This window comes from Pseudarthrobacter sp. rb, from assembly GCF_056389225.1.
Map to the genome: position 1 here is coordinate 388,847 of NZ_JBWJAR010000001.1, position 20,832 is coordinate 409,678.

12 protein-coding genes and 1 pseudogene are annotated in these 20,832 nt (G+C 69.1%); all 13 read left to right on the top strand.

Features of this window, described 5'->3' with window-relative positions; all coding sequences use genetic code 11:
* The first annotated feature begins 48 nt into the window (after nt 1-48).
* The 13 genes and pseudogenes from ACWRN3_RS01675 to ACWRN3_RS01735 all read left to right on the top strand — a co-directional run bounded on the left by ACWRN3_RS01675 (nt 49) and on the right by ACWRN3_RS01735 (nt 20,734).
* Complete coding sequence (locus ACWRN3_RS01675; RefSeq protein WP_255174943.1) at nt 49-1,020, top strand: AAA family ATPase; 972 nt, start codon at nt 49-51, stop codon at nt 1,018-1,020.
* 71 nt (nt 1,021-1,091) lie between these two features.
* A complete protein-coding gene (locus ACWRN3_RS01680) occupies nt 1,092-2,435 on the top strand; it encodes a DUF58 domain-containing protein (RefSeq protein WP_476739697.1) in 1,344 nt (447 codons plus the stop codon).
* Complete coding sequence (locus ACWRN3_RS01685) at nt 2,432-5,038, top strand: transglutaminase-like domain-containing protein (protein WP_476739698.1); 2,607 nt, start codon at nt 2,432-2,434, stop codon at nt 5,036-5,038. Before ACWRN3_RS01680 ends, ACWRN3_RS01685 begins: the two co-directional genes overlap by 4 nt.
* Nucleotides 5,038-5,115, top strand: a pseudogene (locus ACWRN3_RS01690) (zinc-ribbon domain-containing protein); the annotation flags it as partial. The gene ACWRN3_RS01685 and the pseudogene ACWRN3_RS01690, both read left to right, overlap by 1 nt.
* 264 nt (nt 5,116-5,379) lie before the next feature.
* Nucleotides 5,380-6,717, top strand: a complete 1,338-nt coding sequence (locus ACWRN3_RS01695; RefSeq protein WP_476739810.1) for an RDD family protein — start codon at nt 5,380-5,382, stop codon at nt 6,715-6,717.
* Nucleotides 6,714-7,640, top strand: a complete 927-nt coding sequence (locus tag ACWRN3_RS01700) for a PP2C family protein-serine/threonine phosphatase (RefSeq protein ID WP_476739699.1) — start codon at nt 6,714-6,716, stop codon at nt 7,638-7,640. The genes ACWRN3_RS01695 and ACWRN3_RS01700 overlap by 4 nt, the downstream gene beginning before the upstream one ends.
* A complete protein-coding gene (locus tag ACWRN3_RS01705) occupies nt 7,637-9,793 on the top strand; it encodes an FHA domain-containing protein (protein WP_476739700.1) in 2,157 nt (718 codons plus the stop codon). The genes ACWRN3_RS01700 and ACWRN3_RS01705 overlap by 4 nt, the downstream gene beginning before the upstream one ends.
* The gene (locus ACWRN3_RS01710) at nt 9,790-11,556 is read left to right on the top strand and encodes a serine/threonine-protein kinase (protein ID WP_476739701.1); all 1,767 of its coding nucleotides are present in this window, start codon (nt 9,790-9,792) and stop codon (nt 11,554-11,556) included. Before ACWRN3_RS01705 ends, ACWRN3_RS01710 begins: the two co-directional genes overlap by 4 nt.
* 45 nt (nt 11,557-11,601) lie before the next feature.
* On the top strand, nt 11,602-12,306 hold the full coding sequence (locus ACWRN3_RS01715; RefSeq protein ID WP_224025519.1) for a hypothetical protein: 705 nt from the start codon (nt 11,602-11,604) through the stop codon (nt 12,304-12,306).
* Nucleotides 12,303-16,748 (top strand): FtsK/SpoIIIE domain-containing protein, encoded by a 4,446-nt coding sequence (locus ACWRN3_RS01720; protein ID WP_476739702.1) that lies wholly within the window; start codon nt 12,303-12,305, stop codon nt 16,746-16,748. Before ACWRN3_RS01715 ends, ACWRN3_RS01720 begins: the two co-directional genes overlap by 4 nt.
* Before the next feature lie 121 nt (nt 16,749-16,869).
* Nucleotides 16,870-17,541 (top strand): hypothetical protein, encoded by a 672-nt coding sequence (locus ACWRN3_RS01725; protein WP_476739703.1) that lies wholly within the window; start codon nt 16,870-16,872, stop codon nt 17,539-17,541.
* Between the two features lie 83 nt (nt 17,542-17,624).
* A complete protein-coding gene (ligA, locus tag ACWRN3_RS01730; RefSeq protein ID WP_476739811.1) occupies nt 17,625-19,928 on the top strand; it encodes an NAD-dependent DNA ligase LigA in 2,304 nt (767 codons plus the stop codon).
* Nucleotides 19,925-20,734 (top strand): inositol monophosphatase family protein, encoded by an 810-nt coding sequence (locus tag ACWRN3_RS01735; protein WP_476739704.1) that lies wholly within the window; start codon nt 19,925-19,927, stop codon nt 20,732-20,734. The genes ligA and ACWRN3_RS01735 overlap by 4 nt, the downstream gene beginning before the upstream one ends.
* The last annotated feature ends 98 nt before the right edge of the window (nt 20,735-20,832 follow it).

Here is a 20,832-nt window from a genome sequence, read left to right on the forward strand (position 1 = left end):
CTCCCGGGCCCACAAGGAATTCCGATCCATCAGAAGGAAGCACATCTCATGACCATGACCATTGAGCAGGCCGAGTGGTTTGCTGACACGTTCGAAAAGCTGGTTGCCAACGTGGGCCAGGCGGTGCTGGGCAAGGAACACGTCATCCGGCTGACCTTCACCGCCATGCTGGCCGAAGGCCACGTCCTGTTCGAGGACGCCCCGGGTACGGGCAAAACCTCCCTTGCCCGCGCCCTGGCTGCCACCGTGCAGGGCTCCAACAACCGCATCCAGTTCACCCCGGACCTGCTGCCCTCCGACGTCACCGGTGTGACCATCTACGACCAGAAGACGCAGAAGTTCGAGTTCCACAAGGGCCCGATCTTCAACAACATCGTCCTGGCCGACGAAATCAACCGTGCCTCGCCCAAGACCCAATCGGCGCTGCTGGAGGTCATGGAGGAATCCCGCGTGACCGTGGACGGCGTCACGTATTCGGCAGGGCGGCCCTTTATGGTGATGGCCACCCAGAACCCGATCGAGCAGGCCGGTACCTACCGCCTTCCCGAGGCGCAGCTTGACCGCTTCCTGATCAAGACCTCCATCGGTTACCCGGACCACGCGTCCACGGTTCGGCTCCTGGGCGGCAGCAACCTGAAGGACCGCTCCAAGGAACTCTCCGCCGTCATCACCACCCAGGCCGTGGCGGACATGGCCGATCTCGCCGCAACGGCGCACGTGGACACTGCCGTGCTGGAGTACATCTCCAGGCTGTGCGAGGAAACCCGCAACGCCCCGGAAACGCGCCTTGGGGTGTCAGTGCGTGGTGCCCTGGCCATGGTGCGGGCCGCCAAGGTCTGGGCCGCCGCGCAGGGCCGGAACTTCGTCCTGCCGGACGACATCAAGGAACTGGCATCCGTGGTGTGGACCCACCGGTTCGTGATGGACCCCGAAGCAGAGTTCTCCGGCGCCACCGCCGAGGCCGTGCTGACCCGGATCCTGGCCGACGTCGCCGCCCCGCAGCAGCGCACCAACGCTTGATCCGCCCGGCTGCGGCCGCACGCCGCAGCCACCGTCATTCCATTCCAGCGCAACAACGAAGGCACACCCCTATGTCCGACGGCACGTCCAGCGGTACCCCGTTGACCCGGCTCGCGGAGCGTCTCCAGCACCTCTTCCACCGGAACGGCCGCCCCACCCGGCTGCACCCGGCCGCGGTGTGGTCCGAGGCCAGCAGCACCGCACTCCAGGCCCTGGCGCCCGCATGGCGGTCCGTCCGGGACACCTGGCTGAAGTACGCGTGGCCGGTGCTTTCCGTGGTCAGCATCCTGGGCTGGTCCGTCCTCGCCGCCGCGATCCTGCTCTGGACCACAGGACAGGCATTCGGCTGGCAGGAAGCCACGGCGGCGGCCATTGCCGCCTTCGCCATGTTCGTCATCGCAGTGGCCTTCATCCTGGGCCGGTCCTCGTACGGGGTGGTCCTGGACCTGGCCCGCACCCGGGTGGCGGTGGGGGACAGCGCCGTCGGCAGCATTGCCGTCTCCAACACCTCGGCACGTCCCCTCCTGCCGGCTGCGCTGGAACTGCCGGTGGGCAGCACCACTGCCGTGTTCCACCTGCCCCGGATGAAGCCCGGCCAGGTCCACGAAGACCTGTTCACCATCCCCACTGCGCGGCGCGCCGTCATCGTTGTGGGACCGGTCCGCTCCGTGCGGGCGGACCCGCTGCACCTGCTGCGCCGCCAGGTCCTCTGGACCGAGCCGGAGGACCTCTTCGTCCACCCGCGCACCGTCGCCCTGGCCGGCTCCGCCGCCGGCTTCATCCGCGACCTTGAGGGCATGCCCACCACGGACCTCTCCAGCGCCGACGTCTCCTTCCACGCCCTGCGCGACTATGTGCCGGGCGATGACCGCCGGCACATCCACTGGAAGACCACCGCCCGCACCAACAAGCTGATGGTGCGCCAGTTCGAGGAAACGCGCCGCGCCCACCTGGCCATTTCGCTGTCCATCAACACCGAGGAATACGCTTCCGAAACCGAGTTCGAGATGGCCATCTCGGTGGCTGCCTCCATCGGCCGGCAGGCCATCCACGAACAGCGCGAACTGGATGTCCTGACCCAGAAGGGGCCCCTGCGCTGCGAAACCGGCCGCAACATGCTCGATGACATGACCCGGATCGTGGGCACCCCCATGCGCCGCACCGCCGTCGACCTCGCCCGGACCCTGGCTGACACCGTCCCCAACGCCTCCGTCGTCTTCTTCGTGGTGGGCAGCAACGTAACGGCAAGCCAGCTTCGCTCGGCGGCAGCATCCGTGCCGCCCGGCGTCCGCAGCCTGGCAGTAAGGGTGGAAACCGGCGCGGCCCCCACCCGGGCCAACATCGCAGACCTTACTGTCCTGACGCTCGGCGACCTGGCCGACCTTGCCATCGTGCTGAGAAAGGCGGCCGCATGAGCACCGCACCGGGCCGATCCCGACAAACCCCGCAGAACCGTAGCCGCCGCAAAGTGGCCAACCAGGAGTCGGCGTTCGCGGACGGCCAGCCGCTGTGGCACTTCCTGCTCGACGCCGGAGCCCTGGTGGTCCTGCTGGGCTTGGGACTGCTCGGCTTCGGCCTGAGCTTCGGCGGGGACCCGTACTACCTGCTGTCGGGTTTCGGCGGCATCATCCTGGGCCTGGCCATCGGCGCGGTCAATGCCCACCTGCGCCTGGGCCTGCTCATCACCACCGCACTCGGCCTTGCCGCGTACCTGCTCTTTGGCACCTGGCTGGCGGTCCCTGATGCTGCCATCGCCGGCTTCGTCCCCACCCTGGATTCGCTGCGGACCCTGCTCCTCGGCGTCGTCTTCGCCTGGAAGGACATGCTCACGGTGGGTGTGCCCGTGGGAACTGCCGGCGGCGTGCTCATTGTCCCGTTCCTGAGTTCCCTGATCACGGCGCTCGTGGCTGCGCTGCTGACGTGGCGCACCAAAAGCCCCTACCTGCCCCTCCTGCCCGTGCTGGTCCTGTTCGTCACGGGCATCGCCTTCAGCACCAACGCGGCGTTCCTGACCCTGGAACGTGGCATCGGCCTGACCGTGCTGGGCATCGCGTGGGCAACGTTCCGCCGGGACGCGCTCCGGCGGAACAACACCCGGCGGGTGTCCGTGAACAACCCGCAGACGGACACGGCCGCCGCACGGCGTGCCCGGATCCGCCGGCTGGGCATGGCTGCGGGAGTCATTGCCGTCAGTGTGGGGGTCACCGCGGTGGCCGCACCGCTGGTCAGCGCAGGAGAGGACCGGAAGGTCCTCCGCAACGTGGTGGTGCCCCCGTTCGACCCCAAGGACTACATCACGCCCCTGGCAAGCTTCCGGACGTATGTGAAGGACAAAAAGGACGACACCCTGTTCGTGGTCAAGGGCCTCCCGAAGGACGGCCGGGTCCGGCTCGGCGCCCTGGATGCCTTCAACGGGACCAACTACAACATGGACCCGAATGGCTCCGGAAACTTCAGCAAGGTGGGCGATGCGAAATCCATCAACACCCTCGCCGACTCATCCGGTGTGGTGCCCACCAACGACTACTCGATCAGCATCAACATCGAGGACTACCAGGGCTACTTTGTCCCCGGCGGACGAAAGACCACGGGCATCAGCTTTGACCAGTCCGGCTCTGCCGCCGCTTCGGGCCTCTACTTCAACCCCGGCTCCGACACCGCGGTGACCACCAGCGGGCTGTCCCGCGGCGACTCCTACAGTGTCCAGGTCTCAGATCCCGTCAAGCTCGAGCACGGGCAGCTGACGCAGTACGATTTCGCAAAGATTTCCCTCCCGGACGCGCTGGAGGTGCCGCCGGTGGTGGGGTCCCAGGCCAACGACCTGTCCGCTGATGCGCCGACGGCCATCGACCGGGTGCGCCAGATCGAAGCCCACTTCCAAAAAACCGGGGCGTTCAGCAACGGCCTGGTCAGTGAAGGCCAGTTGCCCAGCGTCTCCGGCCACGGCGCAGCCCGCATCCGCAGCCTGCTGACGGCCAAGCAGATGCTTGGTGACGATGAGCAGTACGCGGTGGCCATGTCCCTGATGCTCCGCCACCTGGGCATCCCGTCCCGCGTGGTGATGGGTTTCTACCCTGAGCCAACCAGCCCGGAGAACGGTGCAGGCGAGGTGAAGATCACCGGCAAGGACGTCCACGCCTGGGTTGAGGTCGCCTTTGAACGGGTCGGCTGGGTCAGCTTCGATCCCACCCCGCCCAAGGACAACATCCCCATCCCGCCTGACCCCGAGAACAAGTCCAAGCCCAAGCCGCAGGTGCTGCAGCCGCCGCCCCCGCCGCAGGAGCCGGCAGACCTGCCGCCGGACTCATCACCGGACGCGCTGGATGCCGACCAGAAGAAGAACAACCCGTGGCTGTTCTGGGGTGCCCTCCTGGGTGCCCTGGGCGTCGTCGCGATCCCGCTGGTGATCCTGGCCCTGCCGCTGCTGCTGATCGCCCTGCTGAAGACACGACGGCGGAAGTCGCGTTTCCGCGACGGGCACCCCGCCCAGCGTGTGGGCGGAGGATGGAACGAGGTGGTGAGCCTGGCGACAGACCTGGGCGCCGCCGTCGACACCCGCTCGACGCGGCGGGAGAGTGCCGCCGTCCTGGCCGAAGCATTCCCCGCCACCCAGGGGACCACCACCATGCTGGCGCGCCGGGCGGACGCCTCGATCTTCGGAGCGGGGGAGCCCACGGAGGAGGAGGTCCGCGAGTACTGGACCATCGTGGACGGGTCCCTCAAGGAGATGACCTCCTCCATCGGATTCTGGCGGCGCCAGCAGGCGCGGTTCTCGCCGCGGTCGCTTCTTGCCGACGCCAGGACCGCGATGAACTCCGGCAAAGGCCCCAAATTGCGCGGCGGCCGCATGGCGCTGCCGGCGATGGGCGGGATCCTTGCCGCACGCCGCCGCCGGATTGCAGGCGGGGACCCTGCCGCGGATCGGGCGGAAACGCCCAACGCACCTTCAGCGCCCCGGCCGGAGGCCCCGCCCCGGGACACCAAGGAGCCAGACCAGCAAGGACCCAACCAGCAGTGATGCCCGACGCCGAACGCTGCCCGCGCTGCCAACAGCAGATCCGCGCGGGAGCCACCTTCTGCACCGCCTGCGGCGCGCCGCTGCCCAACCGGGCGGCGCGCCGCACCCGCACCCCGGACGCGCTGGAGCACCAGGACAGGAGTGACGCCGGGGAAGCGCGCCCCACGCATGCGCCCGGGATTCCCGGTACTATCCCGGTAGTAGAAAGGCCCCCGGCAGGTCAGCCGGCGGGCACAGCACATACGGGCAACGCGCGCAGGGGCACCCTGCACGCGGGCACCGGGCCGGGCAGGACCGGCGGTTCCACAAGGGTGGAGGCCGCTCCAGGGGGAGGAACGGGAATGGCAGTGAACCTTCAGCTTGTTCCGGCTGCGGCGGGCAAGCGGCTTGGCGCTGCCGTCATCGACTGGCTGCCGGGGGTGGCAGTGCTGGTGGTGACGTTCGCCATCGGATTTGCCGGGATCACCCGCACCAGGAGCGGCGGGTTCATCGTGTACGACACCTCTTCCCTGGTGCTGTTCGGCGGAATCGGCCTGGGCCTCACCCTGGCCTACCTGTTCGTGGTGCTCGGTCTGGAAGCCCGCAGCGGCAAAACGCCCGGCAACCTGGCCATGGGCATCCGCAGCGCGGACCAGGACGGCTACGCACCCGGCGCGGGCGCTGTCTTCCTGCGCGGCCTCATCACCGGGGCAGGCATCCTCCTGGCCCTGCTGGCGGCAGTGCTGGTAGTGGTCTTCAAATGGTTTGACGCCGCCCTGTTCATCCTCGGCCCGCTGCTCCTGGTGGGAGCTGCCTGGGCCGTGCTGGTGGTGGTTTCCAACCGTTGGGACAAGAACGGCGGCCTCCGGGGCTGGAATGACACCGCGGCCAAGACCCTGGTGTTCGACGTCAAGGCAGGCAGGGACCCCATCACCACCGGCGGCATCCAGGGGCCCTACAGCTTCGCGCCCCTGGACCTCCCGCCCGTGCAGCAGGTGCTGTCCCCGGTGGCCGGGGCCAAAGCACCGCAACCCCCGGCATCCCAAACCAATGGCTCCCAGCCGACTGCTCCGGCACTGCAAACTCCACCACCCGCTGTCCCGGCCCCGTACAACCCAGCCCCTTACAACCCGACGCCGGCGGTTCCGGGGCCGCAGGTCAACGGACCCCAGGCGTCCGCACCCCAAGCACCTGCGCCGTCGGCCACCATGCCGTCCCAGACCATGCCTTACACCTCGTCGGCGTCCTTCGCGCCGCCCGCAGCCGGTTCCCAGGGCGTCCCCCCGGGACACCGGGTGCCTTCGCAGCACGTGGACGACGACGTCGAACGCACCCAGGTGCGTCCCGGCGCCGGCGGCCCCGCCCAGGTGGCCGTCCTCCGCATCCGCCTGGACGATGGCCGGGACTTCCAGCTGGACCGCAGCGTCCTCGTGGGCCGCAACCCGGTGGGGCAAACGGGCGAACAGCACGCCCAGTTGCTGGCCGTGGACGACCCCGGGCGCTCCATCTCGAAGACGCACCTGCACCTGCTCACTGACGGTGCGGGCATCTGGGTGACGGACCGGCAGTCAACCAACGGAAGCGCCGTCACCACCCCGGACGGCCTGCGCACCCCCCTGGTGCCGGGCGTCCCCACGTTTGTTACCCCGGGATCCAGTGTGCACTTTGGAGACCGTACCTTTTACCTAGGACAGGCATGAACCAGCACCCCGCCAGTGTTTCCTCCACCATCCAGCCGGGGCCGGGCCTCAGCCTTACCTACGGCTACGGGACGGACAGGGGACTCCGCCGGGAGCTGAACGAGGATTCCTACATCGCCGCCGACCCCGTCTTCGCCGTGGCTGACGGCATGGGCGGACACGAGGCCGGCGAAATCGCCAGCGGCCTGTGCGTGCGCGCCTTGGCAGAAATACCCCAGGTCACCACGGGGGAGCGGAACATTACCGCGTCCCTCCTCCAGGAGTACCTGGTCCGTGCCGACGCCTCCATCCGCGAAGCCACGGGCGCCCGCGCCGGCACCACCCTGACGGGCGCCGTGGTGGTGGAGCAAATGGGCGTGCCGTACTGGCTGGTCATGAACATTGGCGATTCCCGCACCTACCGGCTCAGCCAGGGCCGGTTCGAGCAGATCAGCGTGGACCATTCCGAGGTCCAGGAGCTCGTGGACGCCGGCGAGATCACCGCACAGGAAGCCACCGTCCATCCCCGCCGGCACGTGGTCACCCGGGCCCTTGGCACAGGGGACGAGACGGAGGCGGACTACTGGCTCCTCCCCGTGGAGGAAGGGGACCGGGTGCTGGTCTGTTCGGACGGCCTCACCGGGGAATTGCCGGACGAGGAGATCCTCCGGATCCTCAGCACCGTGGCTGAGCCGCAGGACGCAGTGGACGCCCTGATCCAGGCTGCCCTGCGCAGCGGCGGCCGGGACAACGTGACGGCCATCGTGGTGGACGCCAGGAACGTAGCGAACGACGACGGCACTGGCACCACGGCACCCCGCCACACCCCGGCGGACGGGGACGAAGTGACGCTGCCGCGGCCGGCTGCGTCCGAAGCCGTCACGCAGCCCCTGCCGGCGCCTGTCGAAGCCAGCACCGACCAGGACGGAGAGCCGGGACGATGACCGGCGCCAGCTACATTCCCGGCACCTGGCTGGGCATCGTCCGGTCCGGGACCGCAGTCCTCCTGGGCCCGGAGACACCCGCCGGACTCGCAGGTGCAATCTGGGAGCTCCTGGCTTCGCAACCCGAGCCGCACGAGGTCCTGGCAGCCGTCACCAGCAGTTCCGGTGGCTCCCTGACCCGCATCCCGTCCTTCGGCATTTTGGACTTCAACGGGTCCTTGCGGGTCTTCCTGCGCGGTGACCTCGACCTCAGCGTGGAGCAGCCCGGCGGCCCGGTGGAGCTCGACGGCCGCGACGTGACCACCTGGAACGAGCGCAGGTTCGTCGTGCCCGGGACATGCCGGCTGGGTATCGCCGGCGGTGCCACGGCGGGGCAGGCCGCGGGACGCCCCAGCCAGCCGCTCAATGAACTGCCGCTGGGTGAACAGCCGCTGCATGAACTGCCGCTGGGGGAGGGCGTGGTGCTGCTCCAGACGCTGACCCTGTGCGCGCCGGCCGGCCCTGCCGCCGTCGGTGGTCCTGCCGCCGTGGACCGCGAAGAATCCACGGTGACACCGGCCAGCGTTGATGGTTCGTTCGCCGTCAGTTCTTCCGGCGAGGCGGACGGCCCAGCCGGCTTCGGTCCGCCGCTGGCCCCCGGACCTGCCACGGAAGCAGCGGCGGCGGATGACGGGGAAGCGGCCGACGAGTCCCAGGGCCGGCCTGACGCTTTCACTCCAGCTGAATCTGCCGTGGACGTACGCGAATCTGCGGACATGCCGGATCCGGTACCCGCCGCGCACCACCTCGACCCGGAAGCCACTATTGCCCCCGGCGCGATCATGGACGCCGACGGAGAGCTTTTTGAGGAAACCGGTGCCGGGGATTCGACCGGCGACGGGGCGCCAGGTGCTGAGTCTCCAGGCACAGAGTCCCCAGCCACCGCAGGACCCGGCTCCGGGGCAGCAGACGTGGAGCCAACCACCGCGGCAGCAAGCCAGGGTGATGCAGGTCCCGCCGTGGAGCTGACCACGTCCTACGACCACCTGTGGGACCGGACCGTGATGCGAAACATCGAAGACGCAGCCGTGCGGGAGGACCCCGACGCCGATTCCGGACATGTAATGCCGCAGCAACAGCCCGCGCTGCCCGCAGCTGAACCACTCCCTGCCCTGGGCACGGGGGAGGATGCGGCGCCGGGCGGCTCGTCGGCCGAATCCGGAGCAGGACTTGCCGGAGCAGCAGATTCCGGCCCATCAGATGCCCGTTCAGACGCTCCCGCCGGACCCGGTGCCGGCTCGAACGGCGCGGCTGCCACTCCGTCCCGTCCCGCTTCCTCCGGAGTCCTCATCGATTCCGTCCCCTGGCGCACCGCAGGGACGGCACCCGCCGCGACGGAACCCGGCATCGGCAGCGATGCTCCCGCCCGGGAGCCCGCCCCCTTCCAGGGACCTCCGGCTGCCTATGAGCCCGGTCCGGCTCCCTTTGAGTCAGCGCCGGTCCATGAGCTGCCTGCCGATGGGCCGCCCGTCCACAACCCGCCACTCCATACCCCGCCGCCCCACGACCCACAGGTCCACCAGCCGGATCCAGGCCAGGAACCCGCCGGCTTCGATCCCGACCATGATGGCCAGACGGTCATGAAGAGCAGCGTCGCCGGGTCGGCGGCCGGCCCTGCCGCGGACGCACCTGCCGCCCGGCAGGATGCGGGCGGCGGCCCGCTGGTACTCGCCCGCGTCTGCGCACAGGGCCACGCCAATCCGCCCACCCGCGCCCAGTGCAGTGTCTGCGGGGCCGCCCTGTTGCCCGATGCGGTGCAGGTGGCGCGTCCCAGGCTGGGACGGATGCGGCTGTCCACCGGAGACCTGCTGGACCTCGACCAGTCCATGGTGATCGGCCGCCAGCCGTCGGTGTCCCGGGTCCAGGGCGGAGTGATGCCGCGCCTGGTGCAGGTGGCAAGCCCGGGCGGTGACATCTCGCGGTCCCACGTGGAGGTGCGGCTTGAGGGCTGGCACGTGATGCTCTGCGACCTCAAGGCGACCAACGGCACCGTCCTGGTGCGCGAAGGCCAACCGCCGCGCCGCCTCGCCCAGAACGAGATGGCCATCCTGCTCGACGGCGATATCGCTGAACTGGGCGACAACATCTCATTGCGTTTTGAGGAGATTCCTTGAGTTCCAAACGGCCTGTTGCGCCGCCGCCCCGCATTCCGGGGTTCACCTACATCAGCCTGCTCGGCTCGGGCGGCTTTTCCGACGTCTACCTCTACGAACAGGACAGGCCGCGCCGGAAGGTCGCCGTCAAGGTGCTGCTCTCGGACCTGAAGACCGAGGGCGCCCGGCGCCGCTTCGAGTCCGAGGCCAACCTCATGGCCCAGCTGTCCTCGCACCCGTACATCGTCACCATTTTCGAAGCGGAAGTAACGGACGACGGGCATTCCTACCTGGCCATGGAGTACTGCTCCCGGCCCAGCCTGGACGTGCGGTACCGGCGGCAGCGCTTCAGCGTTGATGAAGTCCTGGCCGTCGGCATCCAGGTGGCCTCCGCCGTCGAAACCGCGCACCGTGCCGGAATCGCCCACCGCGACATCAAGCCCGCCAACATCCTGGTGACGGACTACAACCGTCCAGCGCTGACTGACTTCGGAATCTCCGGCACCCTTGCCGGGGACTCCGACGACGACTCGGGCATGTCCATTCCCTGGTCCCCGCCGGAGCAGTTCCGCGACGGCAGTGTTGACGGCGTCATGGTGGACGTGTGGGCCCTCGGCGCCACCCTGTACACCCTGCTGGCCGGCCGCTCGCCCTTCGTCCTGCCCGGGGCGGACAACTCGCAGCGGGAACTGATCAACCGGATCAGCAACTCGCCGGTGCCCCGGCTGGGCCGTCCGGATGTGCCGGAATCGCTGGAACTGGCCCTGGCCACAGCCATGGCCAAGTCGCCGCAGTCACGGTATTCCTCCGCGCACGCCTTCGCGCTGGCCCTCCAGCGGATCCAGGCTGAGCTCAACCTCTCCGTGACGCCCTTCGAAGTCCTCGAGGAACCCCAGCAGGAGGAGGGCCACCCGGACGACGGCACGGAGGAAACCCGCGTCCGCAGCATCGCCGCCATTGATCCCGAGCGCACCGGCAGCGCGCCCACCTTCCCGGCCCGCACCCGCCCCGGCTCAGCCGGCGACGGGACCGACGCCACGGCACGGCGGGGTGGCGCCGTCCCGCCGTCGTCCTTCACCCCCGCCGGCCCAACCCCATGGCGGGCGGCCCCGGCCGTGCCCTCCATCCCGGCGGCCCCCGCCGGAGCGTCTGGCCCCGGAGGAGGTGCGGCCGACGGCGGCGGCCAGGGGGAGTGGGCACAGTCCACCGTCCTGCGCGGCAGCACAGGCGCGGCGACCTATGGTGCCCCGGTAAGGGACGACGCCGGGCCGGACACCTACACCGCCGACGCCACCGTGCACCGGCCCGTGAACGTGGACCAGCCGCAGCCGGAGCCGGCGGCAGACCATGGCCAGCGCAACCTCTGGCTCGCGCTGGCCGGCGGAACCCTCCTGGCCCTGGCGGCGGTGGTGGGCATCGTGGTGGCCAACACTGCGACCGGGACGCCCAAAGCAGTGGAAACCCAGCAGGTCAGCAAGCCGCCGGCCGACGCCGTGGACAGCGGCACTGTCCCCAGTGTCGAAGGCCTCACGGCATCACGAAAGCCCGAAGATCCAAACACCATCATCTTCTCCTGGACCAACCCGCAGCCCAGGGAGGGCGACTCCTACAAGTACCGCACCAAATCGGCCAAGGCGGACGGGCCCTACGAAACCACGAAGGTACCGAAGACCTTTGTTTCCGGGTTCGGCCCCACTCCCATTTGCCTGGAAGTGATCCTGGTGCGGGCCGACGGCAGCGCCTCGCCGGAAGGCCAGGACTCCATCGCCTGCCTGCAGGACTAGCCAGCTGATGACGCAAACACATTGCCCACTGAGGAGGCACAGATCATGGGGGATCTAGCAATAGATTTCTGTGGCGAATGGTACGAGCCATCGGATGAGGACATCTTCAATATCGGCCGCGAAGGCGACCTTGAAGTGGACGACAACCCGTACCTGCACCGGCAGTTCCTGCAGGTGGCCCGCTACGACGGCATTTGGTGGCTCAGCAACGTGGGCAGCATGCTGTCCGCCACCGTGGCTGACGCGTCCGGCGGCATGCAGGCATGGCTGTCGCCCGGCGCCCGGATTCCGCTGGTGTTCAGCCACACCAACGTCATCTTCACGGCCGGGCCCACCACCTACGAGTTCGCCGTGCACCTCAAGACGCCATCCTTCCGGCAGGAAGCCCGGGAAGGTGCCAGCAGCGGCGACACCACCATCGGCCCCGTGGTCTTCACCGACGCCCAGAAGGCGCTGATCGTGGCCCTCGCCGAGCCGGTGCTCCGGCGCGAAGGCACCGGGTTCAGCACCATCCCGTCCTCCGCGGCCGCCGCCAAAACCCTGGGCTGGGCGCTGACCCGGTTCAACCGCAAGCTGGACAACGTCTGCGACAAGCTGGACCGCGTGGGCGTGGTGGGACTGCGCGGCGGCGGCGGCAAGCTCGCCACCAACCGCCGGGCACGCCTGGTGGAGCACGCCGTCACCACCCACCTGGTGACGCCCGATGACCTGTACCTCCTGGAGAAGATGAGGGGCGTGGACGAAGGATGAGGATCCGGCTGACACTCCGCCGCGAACCCGCCGACGCCAAAGACCTGGCCGTCACGGTGGACGGCCTGGCCACCGTGGCCGACATCGCCACCGTGCTCTGGGCGGCCGACCCTGACCGGAAGGGCACGCCGGCCCCGGACAACCTGTCCCTGCGCATCGACGAAGCCTTCGTGGGTGCCGGCATCAGCGGCAACGTCCTGGCCCGCGAAGACAACCTGCTCGAATCGGGCCTGCGCCCCGGCTCCGTGGTGTCACTGGCCCAGGTCAGCGGGCAGTTCCACGAACCCGGAGCCAGCCGTGGGCCTGCTGCGGCCACGCTGCGCGTGTTGTCCGGGCCCGACGTCGGCCGCGAATTTTCGCTGCCCATCGGCACCAGCTACATCGGCCGGGACCGGGACGTGGACATCCGCCTGACGGATCCGCTCACGTCCAAACGGCATGCCCGGATCACGGTGGGCGAAAGCATCGAGATCGTGGACACCAACTCCGCCAACGGCCTCCTGATGGACGGGCTGCCGGTCACGCGCGCCACCCTGAACTCATCCGACACGGTGACCCTGGGGGACACCACCGTCACCGTGGTGCCGCTGGGACACAACCACGCGGCAGCGCCGACGTCGCCACTTGTGGACTTCAACCGCTCCCCGCGCGTGGTGCCCCGCTTCGACGTGCCCAAGCGCGTCCTTCCTGCCGGGCCCAAGCGGCCCGAGGACCAGCCGTTCCCGTACATCATGCTGGTGGCACCCCTGATGATGGGCGCGGTCATCTTCGCGGTCACGCAGAACGTGCTGTCCATGGTGTTCATGCTGATGATGCCCCTGTTCATCGTGGGCCACTATGTGGATACCAGGATGCGGACACGGAAGCAGCAGAAGGAACAGCTCAAGCAGTTCCGGGCGTCCATGGCTGCCTTCCGGCAGGACCTCACCGAGCTGCAGCAGGTGGAACGGGCGGTCCGGCTCCAGGAAGCGCCGTCGGTCAGCGACACCGTGGATGCCATCTACAAGCTCGGGCCACTGCTGTGGACGCACCGGCCGGAGCACTCCTCGTTCCTTGGCCTGCGCTTCGGGCTGGGGACCGGGCCGTCCCGCATCCCGCTGGAGGAACCCTCCAACAACGACACCGAGGTCCAGTACGCCCGCGAGATCCAGGACTGCATCAAGCAGTTCAGCGAGATCGACGGCGTTCCCGTGGTCTCCCAGCTGCGCACTTCCGGCGCCCTGGGCATCGCCGGCGCCCGCGGCCTGGTGGACGACGTGGCCCGCGGCATGGTGCTGCAGCTCGTAGGCCTGCATTCCCCGGCCGAGGTGGTCCTGACGGCCATCACGTCCGCGCAGTCCCGCGAACGCTGGAACTGGCTGCAGTGGCTGCCGCACGTGGGCTCGGGGCACAGCCCGCTGGGCGGGGACCACCTGGCCGCCGGCTCGGCCGGCGGCTCCTCCCTGCTGGCCCGGCTTGAGGACCTGGTGGATGCCCGGGAAGCGGCGGCCAAACGGACCGCCCCGGACCTGCGCCCCGGCATCGACCCCGTCAAGCATGAACTCGAAGAGCCTGTCCTTCCGTCGGTGCTGGTCATCGTGGAAGACGACGCTCCCGTGGACCGCGGCCGGCTCACCCGGCTGGCAGAACGCGGGCCCGACTCCGGCGTCCACGTCCTGTGGGTGGCCACCGACATCCAGGCCCTCCCGGCCGCTTGCCGCGACTTCATGGTGGTGGATGGCGACCACGGCACCACCACCGGGCAGGTGCGCGTGGGCCGCCACACCTATCCCGTCAGCTGCGAGAGCGTGGACGCGGAGCTCGCCGCCCAGCTCGCCCGGATGCTGGCCCCCGTGGTTGACGTCGGCAAGCCCGTCAACGACGACTCCGACCTGCCGCGCGCAGTGTCCTATGCGACCCTAATCGGCGCGGATTTCCTGGACAACCCCCAGGCCGTGGCCGAGCGCTGGACGGAAAACAACTCCGTGCACGCCACCGCGGTGGCGAACCGCAAGGACAACGGCACGCTCCGGGCCCTGGTGGGGTCCAAGGGCATCGAGCCGCTGTACCTGGACCTGAAGAACGAGGGGCCGCACGCCCTGGTGGGCGGCACCACCGGCGCCGGCAAGTCCGAGTTCCTGCAGTCCTGGGTCATGGGCATGGCCGCGGCGTACAGCCCGGACCGCGTCAGCTTCCTGTTCGTGGATTACAAGGGCGGCGCCGCATTCGCGGACTGCATCAACCTGCCGCACACCGTGGGCCTTGTTACCGACCTTTCCCCGCACCTGGTGCGCCGCGCCCTGACGTCCCTGCGTGCGGAGCTGCATTACCGTGAGCAGCTGCTGAACCGGAAGAAGGCCAAGGACCTGCTGGCCCTGCAGCGCGAGGCAGACCCGGAAGCCCCGCCCTACCTGATCATCATCGTGGACGAGTTCGCCGCCCTGGCCAACGATGTTCCCGAGTTCGTCGACGGGGTGGTGGACGTGGCCGCCCGTGGCCGCTCCCTGGGCCTGCACCTGATCCTGGCCACCCAGCGGCCCGCCGGCGTCATCAAGGACAACCTCCGCGCCAACACCAACCTCCGGGTTGCGTTGCGCATGGCCGATGAGGACGACGCCACGGACATCCTGGGCGTCCCGGACGCCGCCTACTTCGACCCCGCCATTCCGGGCCGCGGCGCCGCCAAGACCGGGCCCGGCCGCATCCAGGGGTTCCAGACCGGCTACGCCGGCGGCTGGACCACCGACAAGCCACAGCGGCCCCAGATCGACATCGTGGAAATGGCCTTCGGCTCCGGTCCCAGCTGGGAAGCGCCCGCCCCCGACAAGCCCGTTGCCCAGGAACCGGCCGGCCCCAACGACATCGCCCGGATGACCTCCACCATCGTGCACGCCGCGGACACCCTGGCCATCCAGCCGCCGCGCAAGCCATGGCTGGATGAACTGGCCAAGACCTACGACTTCTCCAAGCTGCCCAACCCCCGCACCGACGAACAGCTGCTCCTGGGCGTTGCCGACGATCCCGTGCACCAGGACCAGCCCACCGTGTTCTACGAACCGGACCGGGACGGCAACATGGCCATCTACGGAACGGGCGGTTCCGGCAAGTCCGCAGCCCTGCGCGGCATTGCCATTGCCGCCGCGGTCACCCCGCGCGGCGGCCCGGTCCACGTGTACGGCATCGATTGCGGTTCTTCCGGGCTGCGGATGCTGGAGGAGCTTCCCCACGTGGGCGAGATCATCAACGGCGACGACGTGGAACGGGTTGGGCGGCTCCTGCGCCTCCTGCGGGACATCGCCGAGCTGCGGTCCGCACGGTTCGCTGAGGTGCGGGCCTCCACCATCGTGGAGTACCGGAAGCTGGCCAACCGGCCGGATGAGAAGCGGATCTTCGTGCTGGTGGACGGCATGTCCGCGTTCCGGGAGGCATATGAGCACAGCAAGCTTTCCGGACTCTGGGACATCTTCCTGCAACTGGCCACCGACGGCCGCACCCTGGGCATCCACCTGGTGGTGACGGGGGACCGGCCCAACGCCGTCCCCGCGTCGCTGCTCGCCTCCATCCAGCGCCGGCTGGTGCTGCGGCTCTCCAATGAAGACGACTACATCTCGATGGACGTCCCCAGGGATGTGCTCACCGCCACGTCGCCGCCGGGACGCGGGCTGCTGGACGGACTTGAAGTGCAGCTCGCCGTCCTGGGCGGCAACTCCAACCTGGCCCTGCAGGCCCGGGAAGTCCATAAGCTCAGCGAAGCCATGCTGCGCCAGGGCCTGGACACCGCGCCGGGCATCGAACGGCTGCCCGAACAGGTGGACCTGGATGTCCTCCCCGCCGGCGGCCCGGACCTGCCGGTGATCGGTGTAGACGACGAGTCCCTGCAGCCGGCGGAGGTCATGGCGCGCGGCCCGCTGCTGCTGGCAGGCCCGCCGGGTGCCGGACGGACCGTGGCACTGGTGACCCTGGCCTACGCACTGCGCCGGTCCAACCCCGCCACGGAGCTGATCTACCTCGGGTCGCGCCGGTCCGCCGTCGCCTCCCTTCCCATCTGGAACCGCTCGGTGGTGGGACCGGACGACCTCGCCGAGGTGGTGGAGGACCTGGTGGAGCACTCCACCGGGAATCCGGGAGCGGTGGCCTTCTTCATCGAGGGCCTGACGGAATTCACCGACACCATCGCCGAATCCGGCATGGCGCAGCTGGTGACCGCGTCGCTGAAGGCGGACCAGTGGGTGGTGGGCGAGTCCGAGTCCTCCACCTGGTCCAGCGCCTGGCAGCTTGCCCAGCCGTTCAAATCCGGGCGCCGGGGCCTGCTCCTCAACCCGGGGGACATCGAAGGCGACAGCCTGCTCAACACCTCACTGGGCCGGGTGAGCCCGGACTTCATCCCGGGCCGCGGGTACGTGGTGGGACGCGGCAAAGCGCGGAAAATCCAGGTGGCGCTTCCACCGGAAAACCGGGACTGAGCAGGCCCGAAAAAGGCGGGGCCGCTGCTGCGGCGGATTTGCGGCCCCGCCCGGCGCTGTAGAAGACTACCGGGGACACCAGAAAGCCGTGGTGGGGGGCTGCGCGCATCGAAAGGTAGCAATGACCCCGTCCACCCCGGTCCGCCACGCTGTTTCGACGACGGCTTCCGCGGCTGTCCTGGCCCTGGCCTTTGGCTTCTTCCCAACAGGCCCGGCACTTGCTGCCACAGCCGAGCCCACGCCCGCCCCGGTGTCGGACACCCAGGCGCCAGCCGACTGCGGACTGATCTGCATGCCCATCCTTGCCAGCAGCCCCGACCCCGGCCAGACCGGGCGCCCCCGCAAATCCAAGGATCCGGTGCCGCCGCCAGCCCAGCCATCACCCCCGGCGGAGCCGGCTGCACCGACTGTCCAGCCCCAGCCGGCGCAGGGTGACGTCCCGCCCCCTGACCCGGTTCAGTTGCCGGCAACGGTGGCGCCGGTCCCCGACGATTCCGCCCCCGAAACCCCATCAGCGACTGCCGGTTACCGGCCGCCCACCGGCCCCTCCAGTGGACAGGACTGGAACAGTCCCGTTACCCGGAGCGCCGCCCCCACCAAGTTGGCCGCCGTTGCTCCCGCCGGTGGCGGGGGCCCGGACGGGCCGGCACTCGGGCCTATCGCCATCGGAACACTGCTGGTGGGCGCCTCCGCCGGAGCTTTCGCCTGGTTAACCGTAACCGCAACCGGCTCCGGTCGCACTGAGCCTGGGTGCCTGCCGCGCCGCCCTGCCCAGTGGCTGTCGGAGGCGTAAGGCAAGATAGGTCTGTGAGCACAGGACCAGGACCCGCAGAACAGACCGCCACCCGGACCACGGCACCGCACGAGCCCGAAGCGATCCCCACCGAAGCCATCCGCGAGGAATACGACAACCTCGCGGACCTGGTCCGGAAGTACCGGTTCGCGTACTACCAGGAGGACGCGCCACTGGTATCGGACGCCGAGTTCGATGCCCTCTTCCGCCGCCTCGAGGAGATCGAGGCGCTGCACCCGGAACTGGTGGCCAACGATTCACCCACCCAGGAAGTGGGCGGCGAGGTGTCCGCCGCGTTTGCGCCGGTGGAACACCTGCAGCGGATGTACAGCCTCGAGGACGTCTTCTCCCTGGAGGAGCTCGAGGCATGGCTTAACCGGGCCGAGGCCGGCATCGAAAAGATCGGGGACGGCGGCGCAAAAGCTGCGTGGCTGACCGAACTGAAAATCGATGGCCTGGCTGTCAACCTCCTGTACCGCGACGGCAAGCTGGTGCGGGCTGCCACCCGCGGCGACGGCACCACGGGCGAGGACATTACCCACAACCTGCTCACCATCAAGGAAATCCCGCAGGAACTGCGCGGCAGCGGTTTCCCCGCCGAAATGGAAGTGCGCGGCGAGGTCTTCATCCCATCCAAGGCCTTCGCCGAGTTCAATGAGGCCCTGATTGAAGCCGGCAAGGCGCCGCTGGCCAATCCCCGCAACGCCGCGGCCGGGTCGCTGCGGCAGAAGGATCCGGCGGAGACGGCCAAGCGGCCACTGAAAATGTTTGTCCACGGCATCGGCGCCCGGGAGGGCCTGGCCGCGGCCAGCCAGTCGGAGACCTACGGCCTGTTGAAGGAGTGGGGCCTGCCGGTGAGCCCGTACTTCGAGGTGCTGGAAGCCCGGGACGACGTCCTCGGGTTCATCAAGCGGTACGGGGACCAGCGCCACAAGCTGCTTCACGAAATCGACGGCATCGTCATCAAAGTCGATGATTTCGCTACCCAGCGGGCCCTGGGCAACACCACCCGTGTTCCCCGCTGGGCCGTTGCGTACAAGTACCCGCCGGAGGAAGTGCACACCAAACTGCTGGATATCCAGGTCAACGTGGGCCGCACGGGCCGCGTCACGCCCTACGGCGTCATGGAGCCGGTCAAGGTTGCGGGATCCACCGTGGAAATGGCCACCCTGCACAACCAGGACGTGGTCAAGGCCAAGGGCGTCAAGATCGGCGACATCGTCATCCTGCGGAAGGCGGGGGACGTCATCCCCGAAATCGTGGGCCCGGTCCTGTCCCTCCGGGACCAGCAGGACCCGCCGGTGCGCGACTTCGTGATGCCCACCGAGTGCCCTTCCTGCGGTACCCCGCTGGCACCTGCGAAGGAGGGGGACGTGGATGTCCGCTGCCCCAACGCGAGGTCCTGCCCGTCCCAGCTCCGGGAGCGGGTGTTCCACGTGGCCGGTCGAGGTGCCTTCGATATCGAGGCCCTGGGCTGGGAGGCGGCCATTGCACTGACCCAGCCTGCCGAACCGGACACCCCTCCGCTGACCTCCGAAGCCCGCTTGTTCGACCTCACCCCCGAGGACCTGGCCGGTGTCCGCATCCGGCGCGAAAAGAAGAGCAAAGGCGTCCCCACCGGCGAATACGAGCTGGTGCCGTACTTCTTCAGCAAGGGCACCGCCAAGTCGCCGTCCAAGGCCACCGCCACCACCCAGAAACTATTTAAGGAACTTGAGAAGGCCAAGACCCAGCCGCTCTGGCGCGTCCTGGTGGCCCTGTCCATCCGCCACGTCGGGCCCCGCGCATCCCGGGCCCTGGCGCAGGCGTTCGGCAGCATGGACCGCATCCGCGCCGCGTCCGAGGAGGAACTTGCCCACGTGGACGGCGTTGGGCCCACTATCGCCGCCGCGCTGAAGGAATGGTTCGCCGAGGACTGGCACGTCGAGATCATCGACCGCTGGGCCGCTGCGGGGGTACGCATGGAGGACGAACGTGACGAGTCCATGCCGCGCACCCTTGAGGGACTGACCGTGGTGGTCACGGGCTCACTGCCCAACTTCAGCCGTGACGAGGCCAAGGAAGCCATCCTGCTCCGCGGCGGCAAGGCGGCCGGCTCCGTTTCCAAGAACACCAGTTACGTGGTGGCCGGCGAAAGCGCCGGCAGCAAGCTGGACAAGGCAGAGCAGCTGGGCATCCGCGTCCTGGACGAGGACGGGTTCCGGCAACTGCTCGACGGCGGCCCGGCAGCAGTGGGGGATGCCCCGGCCACCGAACCGGCCCAGGACGGCGCAGAGGAAGCGACCGTACCGGCCAGTGCCGGGGAGAACACCGCCGGGGAGAGCACCGCCGGGGAGAGCGCCGCCGGGGAGAGCGCCGTGCAGGACACCGTGGAGGAGAACGCATGACGTCCGCAACGGAACTGCTGGAGGTAGCCAAACAGGCCGCGGCGGCAGGCGCAAAAGTCCTGTCCGGCCGTGACGGCAACGCCCTGGACGCGAGCAACAAGGGAGCGGCCGGGGACTGGGTCACAGCCTTTGACCTGGCCGCGGAAAACGCCGTACGCCGCGTCATCACCGCTGCCCGCCCGGGCGACAGCATCACCGGCGAGGAACAGGGCACCACCCGGCCCGCCGACCCCACCGGTTACCGCTGGTCCATCGACCCCCTGGACGGCACCACCAACTTCATCCGCAACATCGTCTACTACGCCACCTCCGTGGCTGTTGCCGATGCCGACGGCGTTTGGCTGGCCGGCGTGGTCAATGCCCCTGCCCTGGGACGGGTGTACTACGCTGCCCGCGGCCAGGGTGCGTGGCTGGAGGAACGCGGCACTGTCACCAGGCTGGACGGACCGGTTCCGGGCCGGGCCGGGCAGATCCTGGCCACCGGGTTCAGCTACGAGCCCGATATCCGCGCCCAGCAGGCAGCTGCCTTCGGTACTTTGATGGACGGCTTTGCCGATGTCCGCCGGCTTGGTTCCGCTGCCCTGGACCTGTGCATGGTGGCGGACGGAACCCACGATGCCTACGGCGAGCGGGGGCTGAATGAGCATGACTTTTCAGCCGGCGCCCTGATCGCGGAGGAGGCCGGCTGCTGGGTGCGCAGGCCGCGCCTCACGAGCCCCCTCGACGGCGGCCCCACCGATGGTGAGCGCCTGGACGCCTGGACCTGTGCCGCCAGCCTGGAGCTGTCCGGAAAGTTTCCGCTCTGAGCGGGCAGGGGAGGCCATCATCGACAGAGCGGGGCCACCCGTTCTGATAGTTCTGTCACGGAAAGTGCCTTCCTGCCGTACGGCGGCCCGGGCCGCCA